This is a genomic window from Mesorhizobium sp. M0340 (assembly GCF_040321535.1).
GTDB lineage: Bacteria > Pseudomonadota > Alphaproteobacteria > Rhizobiales > Rhizobiaceae > Mesorhizobium.
In genome coordinates this window covers 1-23226 of sequence record NZ_JAMYRR010000030.1, presented here as the reverse complement: position 1 = coordinate 23226, position 23226 = coordinate 1, and the positions used below count along the sequence as shown (strand labels likewise).

Sequence of the window (23226 nt, the reverse complement as noted above, 5' to 3'; positions counted from 1 at the left end):
TCTCCGCAGGTGCCTTGCTGTCGCACCGGGATTGTCGCGCACATGGAGGACACTCGGCGTCGGTCAACCAAGATACGGGTAAAGCGGAAAACGATCCGTCAATGCCGCCACCTTGGTCTTCACAACTGCCTCGACGGCCGCATTGCCATCGTCGGAATTGGCGACTTTCAGTCCATCCAGCACCTCGGCGATCAGCTTGCCAATCTCGCGGAACTCAGCCTGGCCGAAGCCGCGCGTGGTGCCAGCCGGCGTGCCAAGCCGAACGCCCGAGGTGACGAAAGGCTTTTCCGGGTCGAAGGGGATGCCGTTCTTGTTGCAGGTGATGTTGGCGCGGCCAAGGGCAGCCTCGGCGCGCTTCCCGGTGGCGTTCTTGGGGCGCAGGTCGACCAACATCAGATGGTTGTCAGTGCCGCCGGAGACGATGTCGAGACCGGTTTCCTGCAGGCTGGAGGCCAGTGCCTTGGCATTGGCAACGACGCTCTCCGCATAGACCTTGAAGCTTGGCTTCAGCGCCTCGCCCAGGGCCACCGCCTTGGCGGCGATGACATGCATCAGCGGTCCGCCCTGCAGGCCGGGGAAGACGGCCGAATTCATCTTCTTGGCAATGTCCTCGTCATTGCACAGGATCATGCCGCCACGCGGGCCGCGCAGCGACTTGTGCGTCGTGGTGGTGACCACATGGGCATGCGGCAGCGGCGACGGATGCATGCCACCGGCGACCAGTCCGGCGATATGAGCCATATCGACCATCAGATAGGCACCGATCGAATCGGCGATCTCGCGAAAACGCTTCCAGTCCCAGACACGTGAATAGGCTGTGCCGCCGGCCAGGATCAGCTTCGGCCTGGTCTCATGGGCGGTCTTCTCGATCGCGTCCATATCGAGCAGATGATCGTCCCGGCGCACGCCATAGGAGACGACCTTGAACCATTTGCCGCTCATATTGACCGGCGAGCCATGCGTCAGGTGCCCGCCGGAATTGAGGTCGAGACCCATGAAGGTGTCGCCGGGCTGCAGCAGCGCCAGGAACACCGCCTGGTTCATCTGGCTGCCGGAATTCGGCTGGACGTTGGCGAAGTTGCAGCCGAACAGCTTTTTCGCGCGTTCGATGGCCAGTTCCTCGGCGACATCGACAAACTGGCAGCCGCCATAGTAGCGTTTGCCTGGATAGCCCTCGGCATATTTGTTGGTCATGATCGACCCCTGCGCCTCGAGCACGGCGCGCGAGACGATGTTTTCCGAGGCAATCAGCTCGATCTCATGGCGCTGGCGGCCGAGTTCGTTTCGGATCGCGCCGAAAATCTCGGGATCGGCATCGGCAAGCGTGGTTTCGAAGAAGGATTCGAATTTGTTCGACACTGCCGCTGCTGTTGCCATGGGCTGAAATCCTCAAGGTTCGGGGTCTGTCGCGCCATTAACACAGTTGCTTTCGGCCCGCCACGTTTGCTGCGCGAAATTTGCTGGCCGGATTGCGCCAGAGAGACTGGCGGCCTCTATTTCCTTGCCCTGCTGAAAGGCCGGCAGGCTTCGGTGAGCGTGATCTCGGGGAACAGCGCCTGCATCGTATGGTCGTTGATCTGGCCGGCGTGATGGCGCCGCACACGCCGGCAACAGAGCCGGCGATCCGGACGCGCAGCCCGAACGGCTCGGCCTGCGCTTATGTAATCGCGCCGAGACGCGCGTCGCGATGTCGCCGACCCAGATCCACAGGAAGCGCAGCCCCATCCGGCGACCGGCCCAGCGAAGCTGTCGCGAACGACCCGGCAACGAAAAAGGCCGCCCTTCCGGCGGCCTTTTGCAAATGAACTCAGCCGCTTAGAGCGCGGATGTGATCTGCAGCTCGTTGGCTCCGTCGAGGCCGTAAATGTCGTCACGGAACTGGACCACGCCCGGCCCTGTCGACCAGGCCGAGACGTAGAGAAAATAAACCGGCACCGGATTGGTGACCTGCACCGGCGTGTTCTCCCCGGTCTTGATCGCCGCCTCGAAATGCTGGCGATCCCAGCCCGGTGTGTCGCGCAGAATCCAGGTGACGAGGTCGCGCACGTTCTGAACGCGCACGCAGCCAGAGGAATCGAAGCGCATCAGCTTGCCGAACAGGCTCTGCTGCGGCGTGTCGTGCATGTAGACGCCGTCCGGGCTGGGGAAATTGATCTTGACCGAGGCCATCGCGTTGCCGGAACCGGGATCCTGGCGGAAGCGATATTTTTCGGCATCGTCGGTCGACCAGTCGACCGTCATTGGGTCGACCTCGCTGCCGTCCGGCGCGAACAGGCGGATATGGCTATCCTTGAGATAGTTGGGGTCCTTCCGCATCAGCGGAATGATGTCCTTGCGCACGATCGAGACCGGCGCGTTCCAGTACGGATTGACGATGATTTCGTTGATCTTGGAATTGACGATCGGCGTCTGGCGATCGATCTTGCCGACGATTGCGGTGTGGCGCAGCACAACGCGGTCGTTCTCGACAGCCTCGATCTGCGCCGCCGGGATGTTGACCAGCACATAGCGGTTGCCAAGCGTGCCGGCCCGCTCACGCAGCCGTTGCAGATTGGTCTGCAGCTGACCAAGCCGAACCGGCGCCGACACGTTCATTGCCGCGAAAGTATATTTGCCCGTGGTTCCGTCGGCCGGCAAGCCGTGACGCAACTGGAAGCGCTTGAGCGCCGAGTCGACGTAAGAATCGAACGCTTCCGAGAGCCCGGCGCTCTGTGCCAGATCGCCCGATATCATCAAGCGCCTGCGCAGCGGCACCACATCGGGATCCTCGACGCCAAGCTGCAGCTTCTTGGTGTCTGGAACCTGCTCCCAGCCGCCTTGCGCGACGATATTCTGATACTGCATGATCGCCTGCTCGGTGAAGGACACCGTCTGCAGGCTGAAGATCGGCAGCGTCGAGGCAACCTTGCCGCCTTCGCTGGCACGCGCATCGAATTGGTCGTCCCAATTGCCACGCGCGGAGGATTTCAGGATATCCCCGATCACATCCTGTGCACTGGCGCGGCCGGCGACCATTGCGGCTGCGAGCGCGGAGGCTCCTGAAAGGAAGAAACGGCGGCTGGTTCTCATGGATGGTCCAGACATTCTTGCTACAATTCAACCCACCGGGCGGTCTCGCCCGCACTCTAGAGTTGGCTTCTTAACAATTAGCCAAACATGGCCCGCATCACTTCGGTGTAAAAACACATGGGTGTAAAAACACATGGAAGTGACTTGAGCACAGGACAAATGCACGGCTTTGGCCCAGCATCACCCGCATCTTCGGTTCCATTGGAATATGGCGGCAACGTGGCTGTTGCTCGAATTTGGATCGGCCGGCCTGACGAAACGAAAGACCGGTGCTTTTCGGCACCGGCCTTTGGTCTGCTCCGCGGCAGCATTTCCGTGGTCCAGCTTCAGATCTTGCTGCGGCGGGTGCGATTACATCCGATAGGCGATGGTATCGTTCCAGAACCGATCCAGCCGCTGCAGGGCGCGGTTCATCTGCTTGAACTCTTCCGTGTTGATGCCGCCGACCTGCTCGATCGAGCCGACATGGCGTTCGTAAAGGCCGGCGACGACTTCCGCCACCTCATTGCCCTTCGGCGTCAGTGAAACCCGCACCGAACGGCGGTCGATGCGCGAGCGCTGGTGGTTGATGAAGCCGAGATCGACCAGCTTCTTTAGATTGTAGGAGACATTCGAGCCGAGATAATAGCCGCGCGAGCGCAGTTCGCCGGCGGTCAGCTCCGAATTGCCGATGTTGAACAGGAGCAGCGCCTGGATGGCGTTGATGTCGGAGCGACCGTTGCGGTCGAATTCGTCCTTGATCACATCAAGCAGACGGCGATGCAGCCGCTCGACCAGCTGCAGCGATTCCATGTACAGCGAACGGATCGCCTCGCGGCGGTCATCGGATACGTTGGCGGTCTTCGCCGCCGGACGCGAATTGATCATTGTCTTTGCCTCTCGTTTGTCGCCCGGTGATTTTTTGTTCTTCACCTTGATCGCGACACTATCGAATACTCATAAAATTCGACTTAAACGCCAAGGCTAACAAGAGCTTACCGGTAAGGGGTTTCGAAAGAGGCTTAACGGACGGTCACCCGAGCAAGGATGATTAACCTAAAGATTTAGCCAACGATCCTGGCCGGAATTGCTATCGCCGGGCTTGCCGCTTCTGGATCCAGATCACCACGCGGAACACTAGGTAGAGCAGCGCCACCGCAAGGTGCGAGGCGACGATCAGCGGCCGGCGGCCGAACAAGTCGGGGAAGCCAGCATACATGACGCACTCGGTCACCGCGCAGATGAACCAGATCACCGGCCCCCAGGACGCCAGCATCCACAGGCCGGCGGCAGCGAATGGAAAAAACACCGCCAGCACCACCGCCGCCACCTGCCAGTGCACCGGCATCAGATCGAAGCGCCACAACTGGCCGGGGTAAACGCCGATCAGCCGGATCCAGTACAAGATGCCGAACAGCAGACAATAGCCGGCGATAACGCGCTGGAACCAGGCGAAGATGACCTCGATCGTCGAGGGCTGCAGCACCACGCGTCTCGAGGTGGCCTCGCTCACAGCTTCAGTTCCCGTTCGCCGAGCGATGCGAAATAGGCATCGACGTCGGCGGCGCTGACGTCATCGATGCCTGCCGGCCGCCATTGCGGCGTCGAGCCTTTATCGATGATGGCGGCGCGGATACCTTCATAGAAGTCGTGCCCGACAAGCATACGGTTGAGGATACGGAACTCCATTTTCATGCACTCGTCCATCGACAACGTCTGCCCGGCGCTGATCTGGCGCCACGCGACATGCAGGCTGGTCGGTGAACGTGTGCGGAGGGTGGCCAGCGTCTTTGCCGCGAACTCGTCGGCGATGGCTGCCCGCTCCAGGCTGGCGACCATATCGGCCAGTGACGGCTGCGCGAAATGCCGAGCGATGGCTTCCAGCGTCGGCCTGTCTGTCTCGCGTTTGGCCGGGACGAAGCAGCCGCGCAGCACCGATTCCGGGTCGCCGCTTGCCGCCAGCCGGTCGAGAAAGCCGGGCTGGTCCTCCGCCTTGATCGTATGGGTGGCGAGGCCCGACCACAAAGCATCGCCATAGCGGATGCGGTTGCCGGTCAGCGCCAGATACATGCCGAAGCTGCCGCCGAGATCCGGCAACAGATGGCTGGCGCCGACATCCGGGAAAAAGCCGATGCCGACCTCGGGCATGGCAAATTGCGCGTTCTCGGTCAGCACCCGCTGCGAGCCATGGAAGGAGATGCCGACGCCGCCGCCCATGACGATGCCGTCGATCAGGGCGACATAGGGTTTCTTGAAACGGGCGATGCGGGCGTTCAGCCGGTACTCGTCGGCGAAGAACTCGACCGGCGGTTTTCCAGCCGGGCCGGCTTCGTAGATGTGGAGGATGTCGCCGCCCGCCGAAAATGCCCTGCCCTCGGCCTTGACGACGACGACGTCGACACCATCGTCGCGTTCCCAGCTGCGCAGCGCCTTGTCCAGCGCCTTGACCATGCGGTGGGTTACGGCATTGAGCGCCTGCGGCCGCGTCAGCGTGACGACGCCGGCCCTGCCCAACCTTTCGAAGCGAATCTCGTCGCCTCCGCCAAAATCCATCGCCAGAGAATCCCTCCCGCGCCCGCCGGGAGTGAAGTGCTAATGCGTGGCGCATAGCCACGTCAATGGCAGCGCCAATCCCGCCTGCTGGCCCGTGGCCGCAGCCGGTGCTAATGCTGGCGCTTTGAACTGGAACGTTGGACCATGCCTTGGTTGCCACGCCTTGCTGTTGTGGTGGTCGGCCTAATCGCTGCGAACACTCCTCCCGTATCGGCCGAAACCGTGGATAGTCTCTACCAATCGCAGACCATCGTCACCGGCCAGGGCGAGGTCAATCGCCAGATCGGTTTCAAGACATGTCTGGATGCGGTGCTGGTCCGTGTCTCGGGTGATCAGCGGCTGGCGAAAAAACCTGAGATGGCGGCGCTGCGCGACAAGGCCGGCAGCTTCGTTGCCGAATTCCGCTACCACGACCGCCTTGAAGGCATTCCGGTCCATGACGAACAAGGCACTCACGACCGGCCGCATGATCTCACCTGCCTGTACAAGCCCGACGTCATCGATCCGGTGCTTGCCGCGCTTGGCAGCAAGCCATGGCTTGCCGAGCGGCCACGCCTGGCGATTTTTCTGGCGGCGGAGCAAGGCACAAGGCATTTCGCGCTGACTGCCGACGACCAGCGCGGGGCGGCGATGCGCGAATCCTTCGTTAATGCCACCGGTTCGCTGGTCATGCGGATTGTGTTTCCCGAAGCGTCGCTGCTGTCGGCCTCGAAGCTTGACGACCGGGCCCTGCGCCATGCCGATATGGCGACGCTGGACCAGCTTGCCCGAAAGGCCGGCGCCGATCAGGCGCTCGCCGGCAGCCTGATCTGGAGCGACAAGGAGTTGGGCTGGATCGCCGATTGGCGGCTTGCCATGAACGGCAAGGCTTATAAATGGCAAGTGCGCGGTGTCAGCTTCGACGAGGCATTCCGCGTCGCCATGCGGGGTGCTGCGCAGATTCTGTCGGGCAATGGTCAACCAGAATAACGCCCGACAGGACCGCTGGCACAATCGTGTCGCATTGGTCAGCAGCGAAGGCTCGTGGTAAAAGCCGCCCGGTCCGGAGTTTTGGCGATGAACAAATTCACACCTGCAAAGCCTGCCGGCGCGCGCAGCGTCGACGAGATCACCGGCAGCCGGCGGCTGCGGCGCATGCGCAAGGCCGATTGGTCGCGCCGCCTTGTCCAGGAGAACCGGCTCTCGGTCGACGATCTGATCTGGCCGATCTTCGTCGTCGACGGCAGACAAGTGCGCGAACCGATCGCCGCCATGCCCGGCGTGTACCGCCTGTCGCTCGACCTCGCCGTCAAGGAGGCTGAGCGCGCGGCCAAGCTTGGCATTCCGGCGATCGCCACTTTCCCCAATGTGGAGCTCGGCCTGCGCGATCAGACCGGTTCGCATATCCTCGATCCGGAAAACATCATCAACCGCGCCACCCGCGCCATCAAGCGGGCGGTGCCGGAGATCGGCATCATCACCGACGCGGCGCTGGACCCGTTCACCTCGCATGGCCATGACGGCATCTTGCGTGAGGGCATTATCGTCAATGATGAAACGGTGGAGCAGGTGACGGCGGCGGCCGTCATCCAGGCGGCGGCGGGGGCCGACATCATTGCCCCCTCGGACATGATGGACGGCCGGATCGGTGCCATCCGCGATGCGCTCGACGCCAATGGATTTCAGGATATAGCGATCATGTCCTATGCGACCAAGTTCGCATCCGCTTTTTACGGCCCCTATCGTGAGGCGGTCGGCACCGCCGGCCTGCTCAAGGGCGACAAGAAGACCTATTACATCGACCACGCCAATTCCGACGAAGCGGTGCGCGAGGCCGAGCAGGATCTAGCCGAAGGCGCCGACATGCTGATGGTCAAGCCCGGCCTGCCCTATCTCGACATCATCCGCCGGCTGAAGGACGAGTTGCAGATGCCAACCTTCGCCTATCAGGTCTCGGGCGAATATTCGATGATCAAGGCCGCCGCCGCCAATGGCTGGATCGACGGCGAAAAGGCGATGCTGGAATCGCTGCTCGCGTTCAAGCGCGCCGGCTGCGACGGGATTCTCACCTACTTTGCCCCCGAAGTAGCGGCGATGCTGAAGGGATAGGTGATCGCATCGTTTTGGGACTTTGGTGCATGGGATGGGGGCCTGTGGTAAACCTTCGGGATTGGCCGAATCCTCCCTCCCCCCTCGTCATCCTGGGGCGAGCAGGAGCGAAGCTCCGTCGCGGAGACCCCAGGATCCATGCCGTGACCTGGCGGCAGTGCTCCGGCGGATCGAAAACGAACGCACCCATCCGGTTCTCCGAAAAAGTTCGGACCATCCCGGATTGGTCTTCTTGATCTCCATTCGCGTGGTTCGTCGTTCTGGGCCGCTGTATTCTTCGGCCGATGTCACGGCATGGATCCTAGGGTCTGCGCCGCGTCGCTTCGCTCCTTGCTTCGCCCCAGGATGACGACGGGATGGTTGGTTATGGCCAATCGCCAGCGTTGGGAGATTGGCGATTGTGGCCCAGCCGTTCATCGCTAGCCGGCGATCCAAAAACACCGCTTGCAAAATGCAATCAGTTAGGCTAACCCGATAACTGCTTGCATGTCACAATTGGTTATCGAGGAGGCTCTCATGTCCAAACTTCGCGTCAGCGCTTTCACCCTGTCGATCGACGGCTTCGGCGCCGGTCCCGACCAAGACCTGAAGAACCCGCTGGGTGTTGGCGGGGAAGCCCTGCACGGATGGATGTTCGGCACCCGCACTTTCCGCAAGATGGTCCTCGGCAAGGATGGCGGGACCACGGACACTGACGAGGCGTTCGCCGCACGCAGCTTCGAAAATGTCGGCGCATGGATCCTCGGCCGCAACATGTTCGGGCCGATCCGCGGCGAATGGCCGGATGACAGCTGGAAAGGCTGGTGGGGTGACAACCCGCCCTACCATGTGCCGGTCTTCGTGCTCACGCACCATTCGCGTGATCCCATCGTCATGGAGGGCGGCACGACCTTCTATTTCGTGACCGACGGCATCCACTCAGCGCTGCAGAAGGCGAAAGCAGTGGCTGATGGCAAGGATATACGGCTGGGCGGTGGCGTTTCTACGATCCGGCAATATCTCAAGGAAAAGCTCATCGACGAAATGCATCTGGCGATCTCACCGGTCCTGCTGGGCGCCGGCGAGAACCTTTTTGCCGGCATCGACATGCCCAAGCTCGGCTATCGCTGCAGCGAGCAGGTCGCGACGCCGAAAGCCACGCACGTCATCATCGAGCGTACCTAGCTTGTCGCAGGGCGCCACAGAGCAGCGCCCTCCTCGCCGCTTTAGTCAGTACTTCTCCGGCACATACAGTTTCGTGCGGCAGTACCTGGCGCTCGTATTCGGGATTAAAGACGCGCTCCGGCAGTGTGATCTCTTCGTGCGGCACCTCCTCATTAGGCATCTGCTTGAGGAGTTGGTCGATGCAGTTCAGCCGTCCCCGTTTCTTGTCGTTGCCCTCGACGATGAACCACGGGGCGCCACCCTTGCCCGCCGAGTCGCGGCCCTCGAAGACCACGACGAGCTTCTTCTTGTGATAGGCGACCCAGGACTGCAGCTTGATCAATTCGGATTGCAGCGTGATGAGATCGCGAAAATACTGCAGGCGGTCGATCGATGGCGGATGCGCATTCTTGTAGATCTTGGCGATCTCCATCGACAGCGCCGGCTCCGAGATTTCCAGCTCATAATCTTCGTCGAGCGTGTCGGCGAGTTCCGCTTCCAGCCAGTCCCTGGCCGGGGAATTCTGTTTTATCTCGGTTATTTGCGCTGCTCCGCTTACAGTCCTTGCCGGCCGCTGTCAGGCGCTCCGCCGCCCGGCCCGGCGGCCGGAAATCGAAGCGCTGAACCGATGTTAGTATAGGCCGGCAATGACGGTTTTATTGCAGCCACTGCTGCGCTGGCTGTGCGTTCAATCCGCAAGATGTGATCGAGCTTGCGCTGCGGAACTGGCGACAAGCGGAACGAATTATCCTACAAATGCCCGGTTCATTGAGGGCTGTCGTTTGCAACGCCCTTTCCCGATAAATCGTGAGGATACGACATGGAATACCGCACTCTCGGCCGTTCCGGGCTGAAGGTTTCGACGCTGACCACGGGCACCATGACGTTCGGCGGCGGCGGCGCGTTTTCGGCGGTCGGCAAGACCGACCTCGACGAGGCGCGCCGGATGATCGACCTTTGCATCGATGCCGGCGTCAATGTCATCGACACCGCCAACGTCTATTCGAACGGCGTGTCGGAAGAGATCATCGGCGAGGCGCTCGGAGGCAAGCGCAAGGGCGACGTGCTGATCGCCTCCAAGGCGCGCATGCGGATCGGCAAAGGCCCCAACGATGAAGGCTTGTCGCGCTACCATCTGATCCGCGAATGCGAGAGGAGCCTGAAGCGCCTCAGGACCGATGTCATCGACATCTATTTCCTGCACGAGTGGGATGGCCTGACACCGCTCGAGGAAACCATCGCCGCGCTCGACACTCTGGTCGCGCAGGGCAAGGTCCGTTATGTCGGCTGCTCCAATTATTCCGGCTGGCAAGTGATGAAGGGGCTGGGGATCAGTGACCGTCATCACCAGCCGCGCTTCGTCACCCAGCAGATCCATTACACGTTGGAAGCGCGCGAGGCCGAGTATGAATTGTTGCCGATCTCGGTCGACCAAGGGCTCGGCGTGCTGGTCTGGAGCCCGCTTGCCGGCGGGTTGCTGTCCGGCAAATACCACCGTGACCAGCCGACCGCCCGCCAGCTCAGCGGATGGTCGGAACCGCCGATCCGCGACGAGGACCGGCTGTGGCGGATCGTCGACGCGCTGATCGACATCGGCAACAACCACGGTGTGTCGGCGGCGCAGGTTGCGCTTGCCTGGCTGCTCGGTCGGCCCGCCGTCAGCTCGCTGGTGATCGGCGGACGAACCGAAGCGCATTTCAAAGACAATATCGCCGCTGCAAGCCTTGTGCTTGGCGATGAGGAGCGCACACGCCTCGATGCAGTCAGCAGGCCGCCCGTGCTCTATCCCTACTGGCACCAGCAATTCACGGCAAAGGACCGGTTCGGGCCGGCCGATCTCGTCCTCGACCGCGACGGCGCCTGAAAACAGCCTGAAGCCAGGCTCCCGGACTGCGCCGAGATATGGGGCCGATCGTGCCTTGCGGTGTTGTGTTTGCGGTCCAATGCTCCTAGGCAAAGGCCAACCACAACGAAAGGAAACAATATGGCACGAGCACCGAACTATGGTCAGGAGCGCAAGGAACGCGACCGGCAGAAGGCTGCCAAGAAGGCGGAAAAGCAGGCTGCCAAGGTCGCAGCCAAGGAGCGATCGAAGCCCGAGGGCGAGAGCGAGTCCCAAACCAAAACCGAAACGACCAAGTGATGACGCCGGGCCTGTCAGGCGGTCCGGGCCTCGGTCAAATCCCGCTATGCCTCAGGCGGGCGCCTTGTCGCTGACGAAGACGTTCACTTCACGAGCGGCGGCAATGAAGGCCCGTCTTGCGTTCATGGCCGGCTTGTCGCCGGCCAGCGCATCATGACAGGCCTGCAGCGCTTCGCGGTGCTTGGGACTGCGCTTGCCGGGCCAATTGTTGAGGAGGTAGTCGGAAGCCTCGCGGGCCGTACGCAAGAGCTGATTGCTTCCCGCCGCGCCCTTGACGGTCACGGGTGTGTCAAATCGGTTGTTTTCCATCGCCGCTCTTACGCCATCGGCATTTGCGAAGCGAGACCGAAAGTAGCATTCTTCGCTCATCTGCCCTTTTCGTGATCAATGGCAGCCGATCCTCACTCAAGCGACGACGGCAAATCCCCTGGCGCGGAGGCCACGCCGGTCGTTGCGCAGCGAGGTCACCAGCCGGTCGCGGCTGCCAATGATGTGGGCTGAAAGCAGGCGGGCGGCGCTATCGGCATCGCCGGCCCGCACCGCCGACAGAATGGCATGGTGTTCGGCCCAGGCACGGCCAAGTGCTGCCTCGTCGCGAACCTCGAGCCAGCGGGCGCGCGACAGGCGTGTCATCGCGTCGCGAACCGCTCTGAACAGGAACTCGTTGCCGGACAGACGCGCCAACTCGATATGAAAATCCATGCCGACGCGATGCCATTCCTCGCGCGGCGTCTTGTCGTCGCAAGAATCGAGCATCCCCTCAATGATTTCGACGGCACTCCTGTCCTGCAAGGTGCAAGTCAGCCTGAGCGCCGCGACCTCGACCGCCTCGCGGTAGACCGCGATCTGCTCCAGCTCAGCAAGATTGATGGGCGAGACCGTCCAGCCGCGGCCGTCGCGGCAAATCAGTCCTTCGGTCTCGAGCCGCAGCAATGCCGCCCTGACCGGCGTGCGCGAGGCTCCGAAACGGCTTTCGACCCAGCGCTCCGTCAGCCGCTCGCCCGGACCGATCTCGAGCCCGAGGATCATCTCGCGAAGCTGCCTTTCGACGTTTTGCATCTGCGACATTGGCGTTCCGTTTGTTGGAGCCGGTTCATTGGCTCTCTGTTCACCGACCATTTGTTGCCGATCACTTTGCAGGGGCCGCATTGACAGCGACCAGCCTTGCGTCCATGACGGATACCAATTTGGTATCCCAGAATGGGATCCGCAGCAAGTTTTCATGCAAACTGGCCGGACAGGACAGGACATGCCGCAAGACGCCACCCTCGCCACGCAAGGCACGCATAACGTCCACTGGCGTCGCAATCTCGCCGTGTGTTTTGCCGGCTCGTTCAGCACGCTTGTAGCGATGACGCTGCTGTTGCCCTTCCTGCCGCTTTACGTCGAGCAGTTAGGCGCAGAGGGTCACGCGGCGATCGTCCAGTGGTCGGGCATTGCCTACGGCGCCACCTTCCTTGCTGCCGCGCTGGTTGCGCCCTTGTGGGGGCGGCTAGGCGACCGCTACGGCCGCAAACTGATGCTGGTGCGTGCAAGTTTCGGCATGGCGCTGTGCATGTCGCTGACCGGCATGGTGCAGACCGTCTGGCAATTGGTGCTCCTGCGCCTGCTGATCGGCTTTGCCGGCGGCTATTCTTCGGGCTCGACCATCCTGGTTGCCATGCAGACGCCGAAGGATCGCTCCGGCTGGGCGCTGGGCGTGCTGTCGGCCGGCATAACCGCCGGTGCTCTGGTCGGTCCGCTGCTCGGCGGCGCGCTGCCGCCGCTGATTGGAATCCGCGCCACCTTCCTGCTCGCAGGCGGCGTCATTTTCCTGGCGTTTCTGGCAACCACCTTGCTGATCAAGGAGGCCCCTCGCCCGGTTGCCGTCAAGGCGGCGTCACAAGAAAAAGCGAGAGGCGGCTGGTCGCAGATTCCCGACAAGCGCCCCGTCGTCGCCATGCTGGCGACCGGAATGCTGTTGAGTTTTGCCACCATGTCGATCGAGCCGATCATCACCGTCTATGTCCAACAGCTCATCGAAGATCAGAGCCAGGTCACGCTGGTCTCCGGCATCGTCATGTCCGCGGCGGCGCTCGGCGCCATCCTGTCGGCGTCGCGGCTCGGCAAGCTCGCCGACCGTATCGGCCACTGGAACGTAATCGTTGCCGCACTCGCCGTCTCGGCGCTGCTCCTGATCCCGCAGGCCTTCGTTACGCAGGGCTGGCAACTCGTCGGCCTTCGCTTCCTGATGGGCCTGGCGCTTGGCGGTCTTTTGCCCTGCATCACGAGCGTCATCCGCCACAATGTGCCCGACGGCGTCGGCGGCAATGTGCTGGGCTTGTCGATCTCGGCGCAATATGTCGGGCAGGTTGCCGGACCGTTGCTCGGCGGCTTCGTCGGCGGCCATTTCGGTATGCGCTCGGTGTTTCTCGGCACATCCGTGCTGATGGCGGGCGGAGCGGCTTATAACCGGCTAGTCCAGTCGCGCCGCGAACGCGCCATGCTGGCGGAAGCCGGCGAATCCTGACACGGTTCGCCGCACTATCTCAGGCGGTCGCCAGGAATCGCGGAGGCGTGGAAATGAGCATGGCTGAACAGACGGCGGGCAGTCGCATTCTGATTTTTGCCGGCGGCCTATGCGGCGGAACAGGCGTGGCTCTTTCGGCGGCGGCGGCACATCTCGGCGGCGCTTTCGTCGGTACGGCCGCATCCTTCCTGCTCATGCATGCGCCGGTCTTTCTTACCGTCGGGCTGCTCGGTGGTAATAGAATCCTGCGAACCGGAAGCCTCATCCTTCTCGTCGGGCTTCTGCTTTTCTCGGGAGATCTTTTGGCCCGCGACTTCCTTGGCTCGCGGCTGTTCCCGATGTCGGCGCCGATCGGCGGCACGTTGCTCATCGGCGGCTGGCTCGTGATGGCCGCCTCGGCGCTGGTACACCCGCGCCGCCATTGATGCGGCAACCAATGGCGGCCGCTGCTCTTCGCCAGCCGCGCTCGATCCACGAGCTCCGTCTTGCCAGCTCAGTCTCGCGGACGTTCGGGCCGAACTTGGCCGTCGCGCTTGGGCGTCTTGACTATACGCCGTCGCTCCAGCCGTTCGGTGGCCGGCGAGATGCCCCAATAATTGCGATAGATGTCTTCGAACAGATGCTTGATCGGATGCATGGCTTAATGTCCTCTAGCTTTTTGAATCGATCCAATCCGCGGGCACAAAAACAGGCCGCCGATCAGCTCCGCTTGCGCCCTACGAGGAAACGCAGGTCGCGAATCCACGGACCGGTCCTGTCGCGCCCCTTACGGGCCTCCGCGCCCGAGCGGATGCTCCAGTCGTTCCGGTAAATGTCCTCGAACAGATAATTGACGGGGTGCATGGCGCTCTCCTCTTGTATCGATCCAATCTGCGGACAAAAACTGGTCTTGGATCGATTCAATAATACGCGTCACACCACAAATGTCAAGCAAAAATTTGAATCGATCCAAGGAAGATGTTAGTTAATTGCGATACTGCTGGACAGGAGTCCTGGAGACAAACAATGGCATCACTCACCGAAAGCGGCAGGAGACCCATCCGGCTGGCGGACATCGCCAAAGCCGCGGGCGTATCGCACGGCACTGCCTCCAATGTCTTCAGCCGTCCCGAAATCGTGCGCGAGGAAGTCCGCGAGCGGGTCAAGGCGGCGGCCGACGCCCTGGGCTACGCCGGCCCGGATCCCAAGGGCCGCCTGCTGCGCGCCGGCAAGGTCAATGCGATCGGCGTCGCCACAACCGAGCCGCTGTCTTACTTCTTCGACGACCCGTTTGCCCGCGTGATGATGGCCGGCATCTCGGAAGCTTGCGACGCCACCGGCGCGGGGATAGCCCTCGTGTCGGCTGGCAACGAGGAAAAACTTGCCTGGAATATCCAGAGCGCTCTCGTGGACGGCTTCATCCTGTTCTGCATCGAGGGCGGTCCGCGTCTCGTTGAGCTGACGCGCGAACGAAAGCTCCCCTTCGTCGCGCTCGAGCTCGGCTCGCAGGACGACACGGTCTCCGCGATCAGTATCGACAATGTTGCCGGCGGCCGGCTCGCGGCGCGCCATCTGGCGGAACTTGGACATCGCCGCTTCGCCGTGTTGTCGCTGGCCTTCGCCGACGACAGCACCGGTCTTGTCTCGCCCGAGCAGGTCCGGACGGCGTCCTATACCGGGACCCGTGACCGCCTCATCGGCTATTTCGAAGAGCTTTCCCGGTTTGGTGTCGACACCGCCAAGGTGCCGGTCTACGAGACCGAAAACGACAAGGCGAGCACAAGGGCTGGCCTTGAAACCATCTTCGCCTCGGCGGAGCCGCCGACCGCCGTCCTGGCGATGTCGGACCGGATCGCGATGGTGGCATTGGAATGGCTCACCGCACGGGGCATCGCGGTTCCCCGCGATGTTTCCGTCGTCGGCTTCGACGGCGTGCCTGAAGCCGCAACTTGCGAGCCTCCGCTCACCACCATCGCCCAGCCGATCGCCGAGATCGGCCGCCGGGCAGCGCGAAGAATCCTCGACTTCGACGGCACGGTGCGGCGAGAAACGCTCGACGTCGAACTTGTCGTCAGGGCATCGTCCGGACCGCCGCCAAGTACAGGCTGACTGGGGCAGATCGGCACCAAATCTTATCTATTTGCCGCCATGGGACCGATGCCAAAGGATGGACGAACAGGCAGCGCCTCGTTGCGGACCGGCTTGCCTTTGCCGGACCAGCCGATTGCGGACAGCCACTCCAGATAAAAGGCGAGCGCGAACTGCATGGCGATGCCGGCGGCGAGCAGCAGACTGTCATAGGCAATGCCGCCCGGGTTGATCAGCTTCATCACCTGCGCCGCCATGGCAATCACCGTGCCGGCAATGAAAACCGGCAGCGAGCGTTTGCCCAATATGGCGAGCGGATTGTCGCGGCCGGTGCGGAACAGGTTCGAGACGAAAGGCAAGGCGACGACCAGATAGCTCATCGCCAGGATGTGCAGCAGCCGCGGCAACGACAGGAACGTCTTGTCGAAACCGGTCAGCACCACCGGCAGGTCGAGCCATGACACATGCCCCCACAGCGGGCTATGCACCCAGACGAGCGCCGTCAGCACATAGGCGGCCGCCGCGCCGACCAGCCACCGATTGACCGGGATGGTGCCGCCGCGCCGCACATGCAACACGCTGGCCATGCCGATATTGAACAGCAATTGCCATGACAGCGGATTGAGGAACCAGAACCCGGGCTCCGGGTAGTTCGGCGGCGCGATCTGGTAGATTCCGGCAACCAGCCAAAGAGCTGCGGACACGGCAAGCGCCGCCAGTGGCCTGTAGCTGATGAACAGCAGGAAGGCCGGCGCCATCAACAGCAGCGCCGCATAGACCGGTAGTATGTTGTTGTAACCGAGCTGATGGCCGAGCGTGACGATACCGACCAGGACTTGCGGCGGGTTCCTGACGAGCGGCTCGATGTTGATCAGCGTCAGAAGGTCCGGCCGTTTCGCAAACACCGCCGCTGCGCAGAAGATGGCCATGACCACCATCGTCGTGACGATGTGGGTGACATAGAGCACGCCGGCGCGGCGCCACATTTTCAGCGTTGCGACCAGCCGGTTTCCCGGCTGGAATTTGGTGCCGTAGGCAAGAGCGACGGACATGCCGGAGATCAGCACGAAGGCCTCGGCCGCATCCGAAAACCCGAAATTCTTGTAGGTCAGGGTTTCGAAAACTGTGCCCGGCACGTGGTCGATGAATATGGTCAGGAGGGCGAGTGCCCGGAACACGTCAATACGCGTATCGCGTTCCGGCGAAACTGGCATGGTCATCGATAAAAGGCCTTAAAGCTGGTTGTTCATGCGCGGTATGCGACCACCCGGGCGACCACCCGGCGCACACTGCTTCGAATCCCTCCCGCGGGGATTATATCGGCGAAGAAACGGACTGAAATGCGCCCGGTTCAATCAACTTTGGCGGAGCTTGAAAATATTTCGTTTTGAAGCCGGCAAATGAACGAAAACATCGTGAAAACAAAAGGATGCAACTATGTCCGAAAAACCTCCGGAAGATGACTTTTTGCGGCGTGACCTGCCATTTTTCTACCGCGTTTACAGGCCCGCAGCACCAACCGGAGAGTGCCTCTTTCTGCTGCATGGATCGGGTGTCGACGAGACGACTCTGGTGCCGCTGGGGCGCCAAGTCTCGCCGCACGCCACCTTGGTGGCGGTGCGTGGCCGGATCGCCCAGGAAGACGGTTTCCGCTGGTTCAGGCGGATTTCGCCGATACGATTCGAGCAGGACAGCATCCGCAAAGAGGCGGACGCTTTCGCTGACTTCATCCCCAAGGCCGCGAAACGCCACGACCTCGATCTCGCCCGAGCCTCCTTTATCGGCTACTCCAACGGCGCCAACCTGGTTTCAAGCGTGATGCTGCTGCATCCGCGGCTCATCGTCCAAGCGGCTTTGCTGCGCCCGATGCCGGTTCTGGACGAGGTGCCGCCGGCGGATCTCAGCAACGCACGGGTGGTAATCTTATCCGGCGCCGACGACCTGACTTACCGGCCCTTCGCACTCGCGCTGGTCGGACTGCTCAGCCGGCATGGCGCCAAAGTCGAGGCCCACACCGTCGCCTCCGGCCATGAAATCGGCAATCCGGACGCCGAGATCGTCAGGCGATGGCTGGCGGATCCTGCAGTCGCCGTTGCAGCGTCAGATCGATAAGCCTCGAAGCTAGCCTCGCCCCATGCGGTTCCAGGCGTCCAGCCCGGCGATCTTGTAGGCTTCGGCCAGCGTCGGATAGTTGAAGGTGTTGTTGGCGAAGAAGTCGACGGTGCCGCCGAGATTGATCACCGCCTGGCCAATGTGGATGAGTTCGGTCGCGCCCTCGCCGACAATATGGGCGCCGAGCAGTCGGCGTGTTTCGATCGAAAACAGAAGCTTCAGGAAGCCGGTATTGACCCCCATGATGTGGCCGCGCGAGGTCTCGCGAAACCGCGCCACGCCGACCTCATAGGCTGCACCACCCTCGCGCACCTGCTCCTCGGACTGGCCGACTGTGGAGATTTCCGGCACGGCATATATGCCATAGGGAAAGGTTTCAGGCGGCGGCGGCAAGGGCACGCCGAAGGCATGGCAGGCGGCCACCCTGCCCTGCTCCATCGAAGTCGAGGCCAGGCTCGGAAAACCAATGACGTCGCCGGCGGCATAGATGTTGGGCGCGCTTGTCTGGAAGGTCTGCGGATCGACCCTGATGCGGCCTCGCGAATCAGCCTCGATGCCGACGGCGCCGAGCCCTAAATTGCCGACATTGCCGGTGCGTCCCGCGGCATAAAGCACGATCTCGGAACGTATGGTGCGGCCGTCGGCCAGCTTCACCTCAGCATAGTCGGGTTTCGAGGCGATCTCCTTGACGGCACTGCCCAATCGGATTGTCATGCCGCGGTCGCGCATCTGATGGATGAAGTCGTCGACGATCTCGCGGTCGACGAAATCCAACATGGTATTGCGCGGCTCGACCAGCGTCACCGGCACGTCGAGCGCCGAAAAGATCGTTGCATATTCGACGCCGATGACGCCGGCGCCGATCACCGTCAGCGTGCGTGGCAGGCGGTCGAGCTCCAGCATCTCGTCGCTGTCGAAGATGCGTGTCTTGTCGAACGGCACGTCGCGCGGCCGGTGCGGCCGGGTGCCGACCGCGATCAGCGCATGGGCGAAGCCAACCTCGCTGTAGTCGCCGGTGTCGGTGGTCAGGCTGACCTTGTTGGGGCCGAGGAATTTTGCCGCGGCACGTGCGCTCTTGACCGTGTTGCGCATGAACTGGTGCTGCAGTACCTCGACCTCATGGTCGAGCGTCTTATGCAGGCGCTCGACCAGATCGCCGACCGAAATGTCCTGCTTGACCCGGTAGCCGCGACCGTAAAAGCCGCGCTCGCGCCAGCCTGAGAGGTTGAGCACCGTCTCGCGCAACGTCTTCGACGGGATGGTGCCGGTATGCACCGACACGCCGCCGAGGCGCCGGCCTCTGTCGACCACCAGCACCGACTTGCCGAGCTTGGCCGACTGCACCGCGGCGCGGCGCCCGGATGGGCCGCTGCCGATGACCAGCATGTCATAGTCCATGTCGCCCCGTCCCCTCGGCTTGGCGCTTTTTGTTGCGCCGCAGCAAGCTAACGCTATCCGCGCCACAAATTCAACAAGTCACAGACGGCGCCAAGTGCTCCGTCACCATCTACATGGTGGACGGCTCGATCTTGATTCCGCCGCGAACCTTCACCATTTCATCAACAAGCGCCCCCGTGCATTAACCCGGGTTCGATTACGAGGAAATGACATGAACGCTCGCGTTCTCGACGGCGAAATCATCACCAACAGGCTCGAAGATATCAGCGCCTATGAGGGCGTGCGCACGCGGCGCATTCTCGCCTTCGTCATCGATTATTTCATCGTGGCGCTGCTCACCATTCCATTCGCGATCCTGGTGTTCCTGTTCGGGCTGTTGACGCTCGGCCTTGGCTGGATGCTGTTTTCCATTCTCGTGCCGGCCGTCGCCATCCTCTACATCTGGAACACGCTCGGCAGTAAAGACCAGGCCACCACCGGCATGAAGATAATGGGCATCCGGCTCGACCGACTCGACGGCGGCCCCATCGACGGGCTGACCGCCGTCGTGCATTCGGTGCTGTTTTGGGCCGGCAATGTCATCCTTTCGCCGCTAGTCCTGCTGGTGAGCCTGTTTTCCGATCGCAAGCGCACGCTGCACGACCTGCTGCTCGGCACCGTCGTCAGCCGCAGCGGCCGCTGAGCGCGGGCGCAGCCTTTGCGCACAAATGTGAAGACGTCCAATCAACCAGGCTTTCACAATCCTGTTGAATTTTTCGGCGTCCGCGCCAAAGGTAGAGCGATTCGCAGGAGTGTTTCCAAGGCTCGATGACGCAGCACCCGACCCAGTCGCCGCAGTTCTTTCTGACCGCGCCCTCGCCATGTCCCTATCTCGAGGGCCAGTTCGAGCGCAAGGTGTTCACACACCTGGTCGGCGACAAGGCCCCGGAGATGAACGATCTGTTGACGCAGGGTGGATTCAGGCGGTCGCAGAACATCGCTTACAGGCCGGCTTGCGAGACCTGCCGCGCCTGTGTGTCGGTGCGCATCCTGGCGCAGGAATTCACCGCCAGCCGAAACATGAAACGCGTCATACAGCATAATTCGGATCTGGTCGGCGCCATGCACGACGCCGAGCCCTCCACCGAGCAATATTCGCTGTTCCGCAGCTATCTCGACGCCCGCCACCGCCGTGGCGGCATGTCCGACATGACCGTACTCGACTACGCCATGATGGTCGAGGATACCCATGTCGACACCAAGGTCATCGAATACCGTCGCCGCGGACCCGACAGCTTCATCACCGGCAAGGGCCAGGGCGAGCTGATCGCCGTAGCGCTCACCGACAAGATGGCCGATGGCCTGTCGATGGTCTATTCCTACTTCAACCCGGACTTCGAGGACCGCTCGCTCGGCACCTTCATGATCCTCGACCACATCGCCCGCGCCAGGGCGATGGGCCTGCCCCATGTCTACCTGGGTTACTGGGTCAACGGCTCGCGCAAGATGAATTATAAGATGCGCTTCCAGCCGCAGGAGCATCTCGGCCCGAAAGGTTGGGAACGCTACAATCACGAAGCGGTTTCGCGCTGATCTTCGCTTTCGGTATTCACTCTTAATTGTTTCGAGGAGGATGCCGCTGGGCTTCCGGCCGATCGGCTGGAAAACCGGCCGGGTCAATTTTGCGCCTCCAAGCCTACGCGAGAATTGCCGCATGTCTTCCCACAACGACCACCAGAGAGGCCTTCTGATCACCGCCATCGGCGGGCTGACGCTGACGGTCGACATTCCGCTGATCCGGCTCGCCGATGGCGAGGCATGGACGATCCTGCTGTTGCGCACCGGTACGACCTTGGTCGCCACGCTCATCATCTGGGCCGTCTGGCGCTCGCTGAGCGCAAAGGCGCCGCAGCTTATCCCGGGCTGGTCAGGGCTCATCGTTGCCGCCCTCTACGGGCTCGGCTCGATCGCCTTCATCACCGGCGTCTACAACACCTCGACCGCCAACCTCGTTTTCATCCTGGCCTTCACAACCATGTTCGCGGCCCTTTTGTCATGGCTGTTCCTGAAGGAGAGGCCACGGCCCCTGACGCTTGCAGCGCTGGCACTGATGATCGTCGGCGTGACGATCATTGTCGGCGATTCCGTTGGAACCGGACATCTCTTCGGCGACCTGATGGCGCTATGCTCGGCTTTCATGATCGCAGCGGCCATTACTATCTCGCGCGCAAGCGGCAAGGATATGGGTTTCACGGCGCTGATCGGAGTGGTCCTGCCGCTGGCCGTCGCCGCCCTGATGGTTTCCAAGGTGGGTTTTCACGTCAACGCGCCATGGTGGATCGTTTTCAACGGTGCCGTCATCATGCCGATCTCGTTCTTCTGCCTCGCCAACGGCCCGAAATACATCTCCGGGCCGGAGGTGGCGATGTTCTACCTGCTTGAAACCGTGCTGGCACCGGTCTGGGTGTGGATGATCTTCGCCGAAGCGCCGTCGCGCAACAGCCTGATCGGCGGCGCGATCCTAATCATGACTTTGATCGGCCATTCGCTCTGGCAGTTGCACGAGGGGCGCAAACGCCGCGCCACGTTCGCCGTCAGTCACCCGGCCTGATTCTTTTTCGCGGCCGCGCGCTCGGCAACAATTTCGATCTGCGGCGGCGCGTCATCGTGCTCCGCCGGTTCGGCGGCAGCGAGTTCATCGGTCAGTTCCACTTCGCGCAGCCATTCGCGCCAGATTGCGACCAGCAGGGCCATCAGCACCGGGCCTATGAACAGTCCGAGAAAACCCATCGTCTTGACGCCGCCGATCAGGCCGAAAAAGGTTGGCAGGAAGGGCAGCTTTATCGGCCCGCCGACCAGCTTCGGGCGCAATGTCTTGTCGACGATGAAGAGTTCGACCGCGCCCCAGATGAACAGTGCCAGCCCGGCCATCGGCGAGCCGCTGGCAGCGAGATAGATCGAGACCAGCGTGAAGGACAGGGGCGCGCCGCCGGGGATCAGCGCCATGATGCCGGTCAGCGCGCCGAGCGTCACCGGCGACGGCACGCCGGCCAACCAGTAAGCGATACCCAGCACCAGCCCTTCGCCGATGGCGATAACGGTCATGCCGGTCACCGTCGAGGAGATCGTCGCCGGCACCACGCGTGAGATCCGTTCCCATCTGGCCGGCAGGATGCGTTCGCCGAGGCGATCGACCTGTCCGGCGAAATGCTCGCCGTCACGATAGGCGAAGAACAGCGCGATCATCATGAACAGCAGCGTCAGCAAAAGGCCGAAGGCGCTGCCGCCCGCGGCAAGCACGCCGCGGTAGATGCTGCCGATATTGGCGCCGCTGATCAGCTGGATCAGTTCGCCGATACCGCCAGGGTGGCCAACGTTGACCGTCCATTGTTCATTGAGCCATTCGCCCACCACCGGCATGGTGGCAATCCAGTGCGGCGTCGGCGCACCGTAGCGGTTGGTCTCGATCGACCAGTTGACCCATTCGCGCACCTCATTGATGGCGTAGGTGCCGGCAAGCGCGATCGGCACCACCAGAAAGGTTAGGATGAACAAGATCGCAAGCGTCGCCGCGATCGTGCGGTTGCCGCCGACGCCGGCGAGCAGCCGTCGGTAGAGCGGCCAGCTGGCGAAGGCGATCACCAGGGCGGCAAGGACCGGAAACAGGAAGCCGTGGAAAAAGTAAACGCCAGCGGCAACGATCAGCACCAGGAGCCAGCGCGCCGCCGACAGCGGCGGAATGACAGCGGCCCTGAGCGGCGTCGACAGGCCAAACAGGCGCTGCTGCCGCTCCGGCTTCTGTATCCTGACTTCCTTCAAGCGCCCAATTCTCCCTGGCCCATAGCGTCGCTTATGCACTGATATAGTGCAGCAATCGTGACGACATTCCAAATGTTTGGGTGAAGCTGCTAATCTCCCCCCTTGAGGAGGAGATGGCCGGCAGGCCAGAGGGGGTCGCCGAGCGTGAGACGCCAGCCTCCTCTGTCTGCGATACGTGAGGCGCCAGTCTCCTCCGTCTGCGATAAGGGTCGTGTCTGGACGTTCCGACCCCCTCTGTCGCCTTCGGCGACATCTCCCCCTCAAGGGCCTGTTGCGCAGTAACCGGGGATGTTTGGATGGGGCGGGATCGCAGGGATTTCGCTCGTCTTTGTGAGCTCCGCCCCCATGTTTGGGGTTTCGGCGGCGG

The 23226-nt window shown here is 62.2% G+C and carries 24 protein-coding genes and 1 pseudogene; 12 read left to right on the top strand and 13 right to left on the bottom strand.

Going from position 1 to position 23226, the window contains the following annotated elements; all coding sequences use genetic code 11:
* Positions 1 to 63: 63 nt before the first annotated feature.
* From glyA to NKI79_RS28770, 5 genes are all read right to left on the bottom strand, one after another.
* Positions 64 to 1377 carry a serine hydroxymethyltransferase gene (gene glyA, locus NKI79_RS28790; protein WP_254817549.1) on the bottom strand — a complete coding sequence of 438 codons (1314 nt, stop codon included), beginning with the start codon at positions 1375 to 1377 and terminating at the stop codon, positions 64 to 66.
* A 438-nt stretch (positions 1378 to 1815) separates the two neighbouring features.
* Positions 1816 to 3069: a L,D-transpeptidase family protein gene (locus NKI79_RS28785; protein ID WP_352806427.1), complete on the bottom strand. Its 1254-nt coding sequence runs from the start codon at positions 3067 to 3069 to the stop codon at positions 1816 to 1818.
* A gap of 351 nt (positions 3070 to 3420) precedes the next feature.
* Entirely contained in the window at positions 3421 to 3936 is a 516-nt protein-coding gene (gene ldtR, locus NKI79_RS28780; RefSeq protein WP_023674486.1) for a transcriptional regulator LdtR, read from the bottom strand.
* Positions 3937 to 4138: 202 nt separating this feature from the next.
* The gene (locus NKI79_RS28775; protein WP_352806424.1) at positions 4139 to 4561 is read right to left on the bottom strand and encodes a DUF6163 family protein; all 423 of its coding nucleotides are present in this window, start codon (positions 4559 to 4561) and stop codon (positions 4139 to 4141) included.
* The gene (locus NKI79_RS28770; protein WP_352806421.1) at positions 4558 to 5601 is read right to left on the bottom strand and encodes an enoyl-CoA hydratase/isomerase family protein; all 1044 of its coding nucleotides are present in this window, start codon (positions 5599 to 5601) and stop codon (positions 4558 to 4560) included. Before NKI79_RS28770 ends, NKI79_RS28775 begins: the two co-directional genes overlap by 4 nt.
* 144 nt (positions 5602 to 5745) lie before the next feature.
* Between NKI79_RS28770 and NKI79_RS28765 the strand changes: the two genes are divergently transcribed.
* The 3 genes from NKI79_RS28765 to NKI79_RS28755 all read left to right on the top strand — a co-directional run bounded on the left by NKI79_RS28765 (position 5746) and on the right by NKI79_RS28755 (position 8853).
* Complete coding sequence (locus NKI79_RS28765) at positions 5746 to 6570, top strand: DUF8605 domain-containing protein (protein ID WP_352806419.1); 825 nt, start codon at positions 5746 to 5748, stop codon at positions 6568 to 6570.
* Positions 6571 to 6657: 87 nt separating this feature from the next.
* On the top strand, positions 6658 to 7689 hold the full coding sequence (gene hemB, locus NKI79_RS28760; RefSeq protein ID WP_352806417.1) for a porphobilinogen synthase: 1032 nt from the start codon (positions 6658 to 6660) through the stop codon (positions 7687 to 7689).
* 516 nt (positions 7690 to 8205) lie between these two features.
* Positions 8206 to 8853, top strand: coding sequence for a dihydrofolate reductase family protein (locus tag NKI79_RS28755; protein ID WP_352806415.1), 648 nt, complete (start codon positions 8206 to 8208; stop codon positions 8851 to 8853).
* 45 nt (positions 8854 to 8898) lie between these two features.
* Here the strand turns inward: NKI79_RS28755 and NKI79_RS28750 are convergent.
* A pseudogene (locus tag NKI79_RS28750) lies at positions 8899 to 9373 on the bottom strand (hypothetical protein).
* Between the two features lie 279 nt (positions 9374 to 9652).
* Here NKI79_RS28750 and NKI79_RS28745 point away from each other — a divergent pair.
* Complete coding sequence (locus tag NKI79_RS28745) at positions 9653 to 10696, top strand: aldo/keto reductase (protein WP_352806413.1); 1044 nt, start codon at positions 9653 to 9655, stop codon at positions 10694 to 10696.
* Positions 10697 to 10816: 120 nt separating this feature from the next.
* Positions 10817 to 10975 carry a hypothetical protein gene (locus tag NKI79_RS28740; protein WP_352477150.1) on the top strand — a complete coding sequence of 53 codons (159 nt, stop codon included), beginning with the start codon at positions 10817 to 10819 and terminating at the stop codon, positions 10973 to 10975.
* 51 nt (positions 10976 to 11026) lie between these two features.
* On the opposite strand, the gene NKI79_RS28735 is transcribed toward NKI79_RS28740, so the two are convergent.
* Both NKI79_RS28735 and NKI79_RS28730 read right to left on the bottom strand, forming a co-directional pair.
* Entirely contained in the window at positions 11027 to 11284 is a 258-nt protein-coding gene (locus NKI79_RS28735) for a DUF982 domain-containing protein (RefSeq protein ID WP_023674477.1), read from the bottom strand.
* A 96-nt stretch (positions 11285 to 11380) separates the two neighbouring features.
* The gene (locus NKI79_RS28730; protein ID WP_254817538.1) at positions 11381 to 12043 is read right to left on the bottom strand and encodes a GntR family transcriptional regulator; all 663 of its coding nucleotides are present in this window, start codon (positions 12041 to 12043) and stop codon (positions 11381 to 11383) included.
* Positions 12044 to 12224: 181 nt separating this feature from the next.
* Between NKI79_RS28730 and NKI79_RS28725 the strand changes: the two genes are divergently transcribed.
* Together NKI79_RS28725 and NKI79_RS28720 are read left to right on the top strand one after the other, a co-directional pair.
* Positions 12225 to 13484: a multidrug efflux MFS transporter gene (locus NKI79_RS28725; protein WP_352806410.1), complete on the top strand. Its 1260-nt coding sequence runs from the start codon at positions 12225 to 12227 to the stop codon at positions 13482 to 13484.
* A 53-nt stretch (positions 13485 to 13537) separates the two neighbouring features.
* Positions 13538 to 13909, top strand: coding sequence for a DUF423 domain-containing protein (locus NKI79_RS28720; protein WP_352806407.1), 372 nt, complete (start codon positions 13538 to 13540; stop codon positions 13907 to 13909).
* 68 nt (positions 13910 to 13977) lie between these two features.
* On the opposite strand, the gene NKI79_RS28715 is transcribed toward NKI79_RS28720, so the two are convergent.
* Positions 13978 to 14121: a hypothetical protein gene (locus tag NKI79_RS28715; protein ID WP_352649953.1), complete on the bottom strand. Its 144-nt coding sequence runs from the start codon at positions 14119 to 14121 to the stop codon at positions 13978 to 13980.
* Positions 14122 to 14183: 62 nt separating this feature from the next.
* The gene (locus NKI79_RS28710; protein WP_352806404.1) at positions 14184 to 14327 is read right to left on the bottom strand and encodes a hypothetical protein; all 144 of its coding nucleotides are present in this window, start codon (positions 14325 to 14327) and stop codon (positions 14184 to 14186) included.
* A gap of 162 nt (positions 14328 to 14489) precedes the next feature.
* On the opposite strand from NKI79_RS28710, the gene NKI79_RS28705 reads away from it, so the two are divergent.
* The gene (locus tag NKI79_RS28705) at positions 14490 to 15572 is read left to right on the top strand and encodes a LacI family DNA-binding transcriptional regulator (protein ID WP_352649951.1); all 1083 of its coding nucleotides are present in this window, start codon (positions 14490 to 14492) and stop codon (positions 15570 to 15572) included.
* A gap of 23 nt (positions 15573 to 15595) precedes the next feature.
* Here the strand turns inward: NKI79_RS28705 and NKI79_RS28700 are convergent, their stop codons facing one another.
* Entirely contained in the window at positions 15596 to 16771 is a 1176-nt protein-coding gene (locus tag NKI79_RS28700) for an OpgC family protein (RefSeq protein ID WP_352649950.1), read from the bottom strand.
* A 217-nt stretch (positions 16772 to 16988) separates the two neighbouring features.
* On the opposite strand from NKI79_RS28700, the gene NKI79_RS28695 reads away from it, so the two are divergent.
* On the top strand, positions 16989 to 17663 hold the full coding sequence (locus tag NKI79_RS28695) for an alpha/beta hydrolase (RefSeq protein ID WP_254817531.1): 675 nt from the start codon (positions 16989 to 16991) through the stop codon (positions 17661 to 17663).
* 9 nt (positions 17664 to 17672) lie between these two features.
* Here NKI79_RS28695 and sthA read toward each other — a convergent pair whose 3' ends face one another.
* Positions 17673 to 19061 (bottom strand): Si-specific NAD(P)(+) transhydrogenase, encoded by a 1389-nt coding sequence (sthA, locus tag NKI79_RS28690; protein WP_352806400.1) that lies wholly within the window; start codon positions 19059 to 19061, stop codon positions 17673 to 17675.
* 211 nt (positions 19062 to 19272) lie between these two features.
* On the opposite strand from sthA, the gene NKI79_RS28685 reads away from it, so the two are divergent.
* The 3 genes from NKI79_RS28685 to NKI79_RS28675 all read left to right on the top strand — a co-directional run bounded on the left by NKI79_RS28685 (position 19273) and on the right by NKI79_RS28675 (position 21651).
* A complete protein-coding gene (locus NKI79_RS28685; protein WP_254817529.1) occupies positions 19273 to 19743 on the top strand; it encodes an RDD family protein in 471 nt (156 codons plus the stop codon).
* Between the two features lie 125 nt (positions 19744 to 19868).
* Positions 19869 to 20633 carry an arginyltransferase gene (locus NKI79_RS28680; protein WP_023717252.1) on the top strand — a complete coding sequence of 255 codons (765 nt, stop codon included), beginning with the start codon at positions 19869 to 19871 and terminating at the stop codon, positions 20631 to 20633.
* A 121-nt stretch (positions 20634 to 20754) separates the two neighbouring features.
* Positions 20755 to 21651, top strand: a complete 897-nt coding sequence (locus tag NKI79_RS28675; protein ID WP_352806119.1) for a DMT family transporter — start codon at positions 20755 to 20757, stop codon at positions 21649 to 21651.
* Here NKI79_RS28675 and NKI79_RS28670 read toward each other — a convergent pair.
* Positions 21639 to 22859, bottom strand: coding sequence for an AI-2E family transporter (locus tag NKI79_RS28670; protein ID WP_254817528.1), 1221 nt, complete (start codon positions 22857 to 22859; stop codon positions 21639 to 21641). The genes NKI79_RS28675 and NKI79_RS28670 overlap by 13 nt on opposite strands.
* Positions 22860 to 23226: the final 367 nt, after the last annotated feature.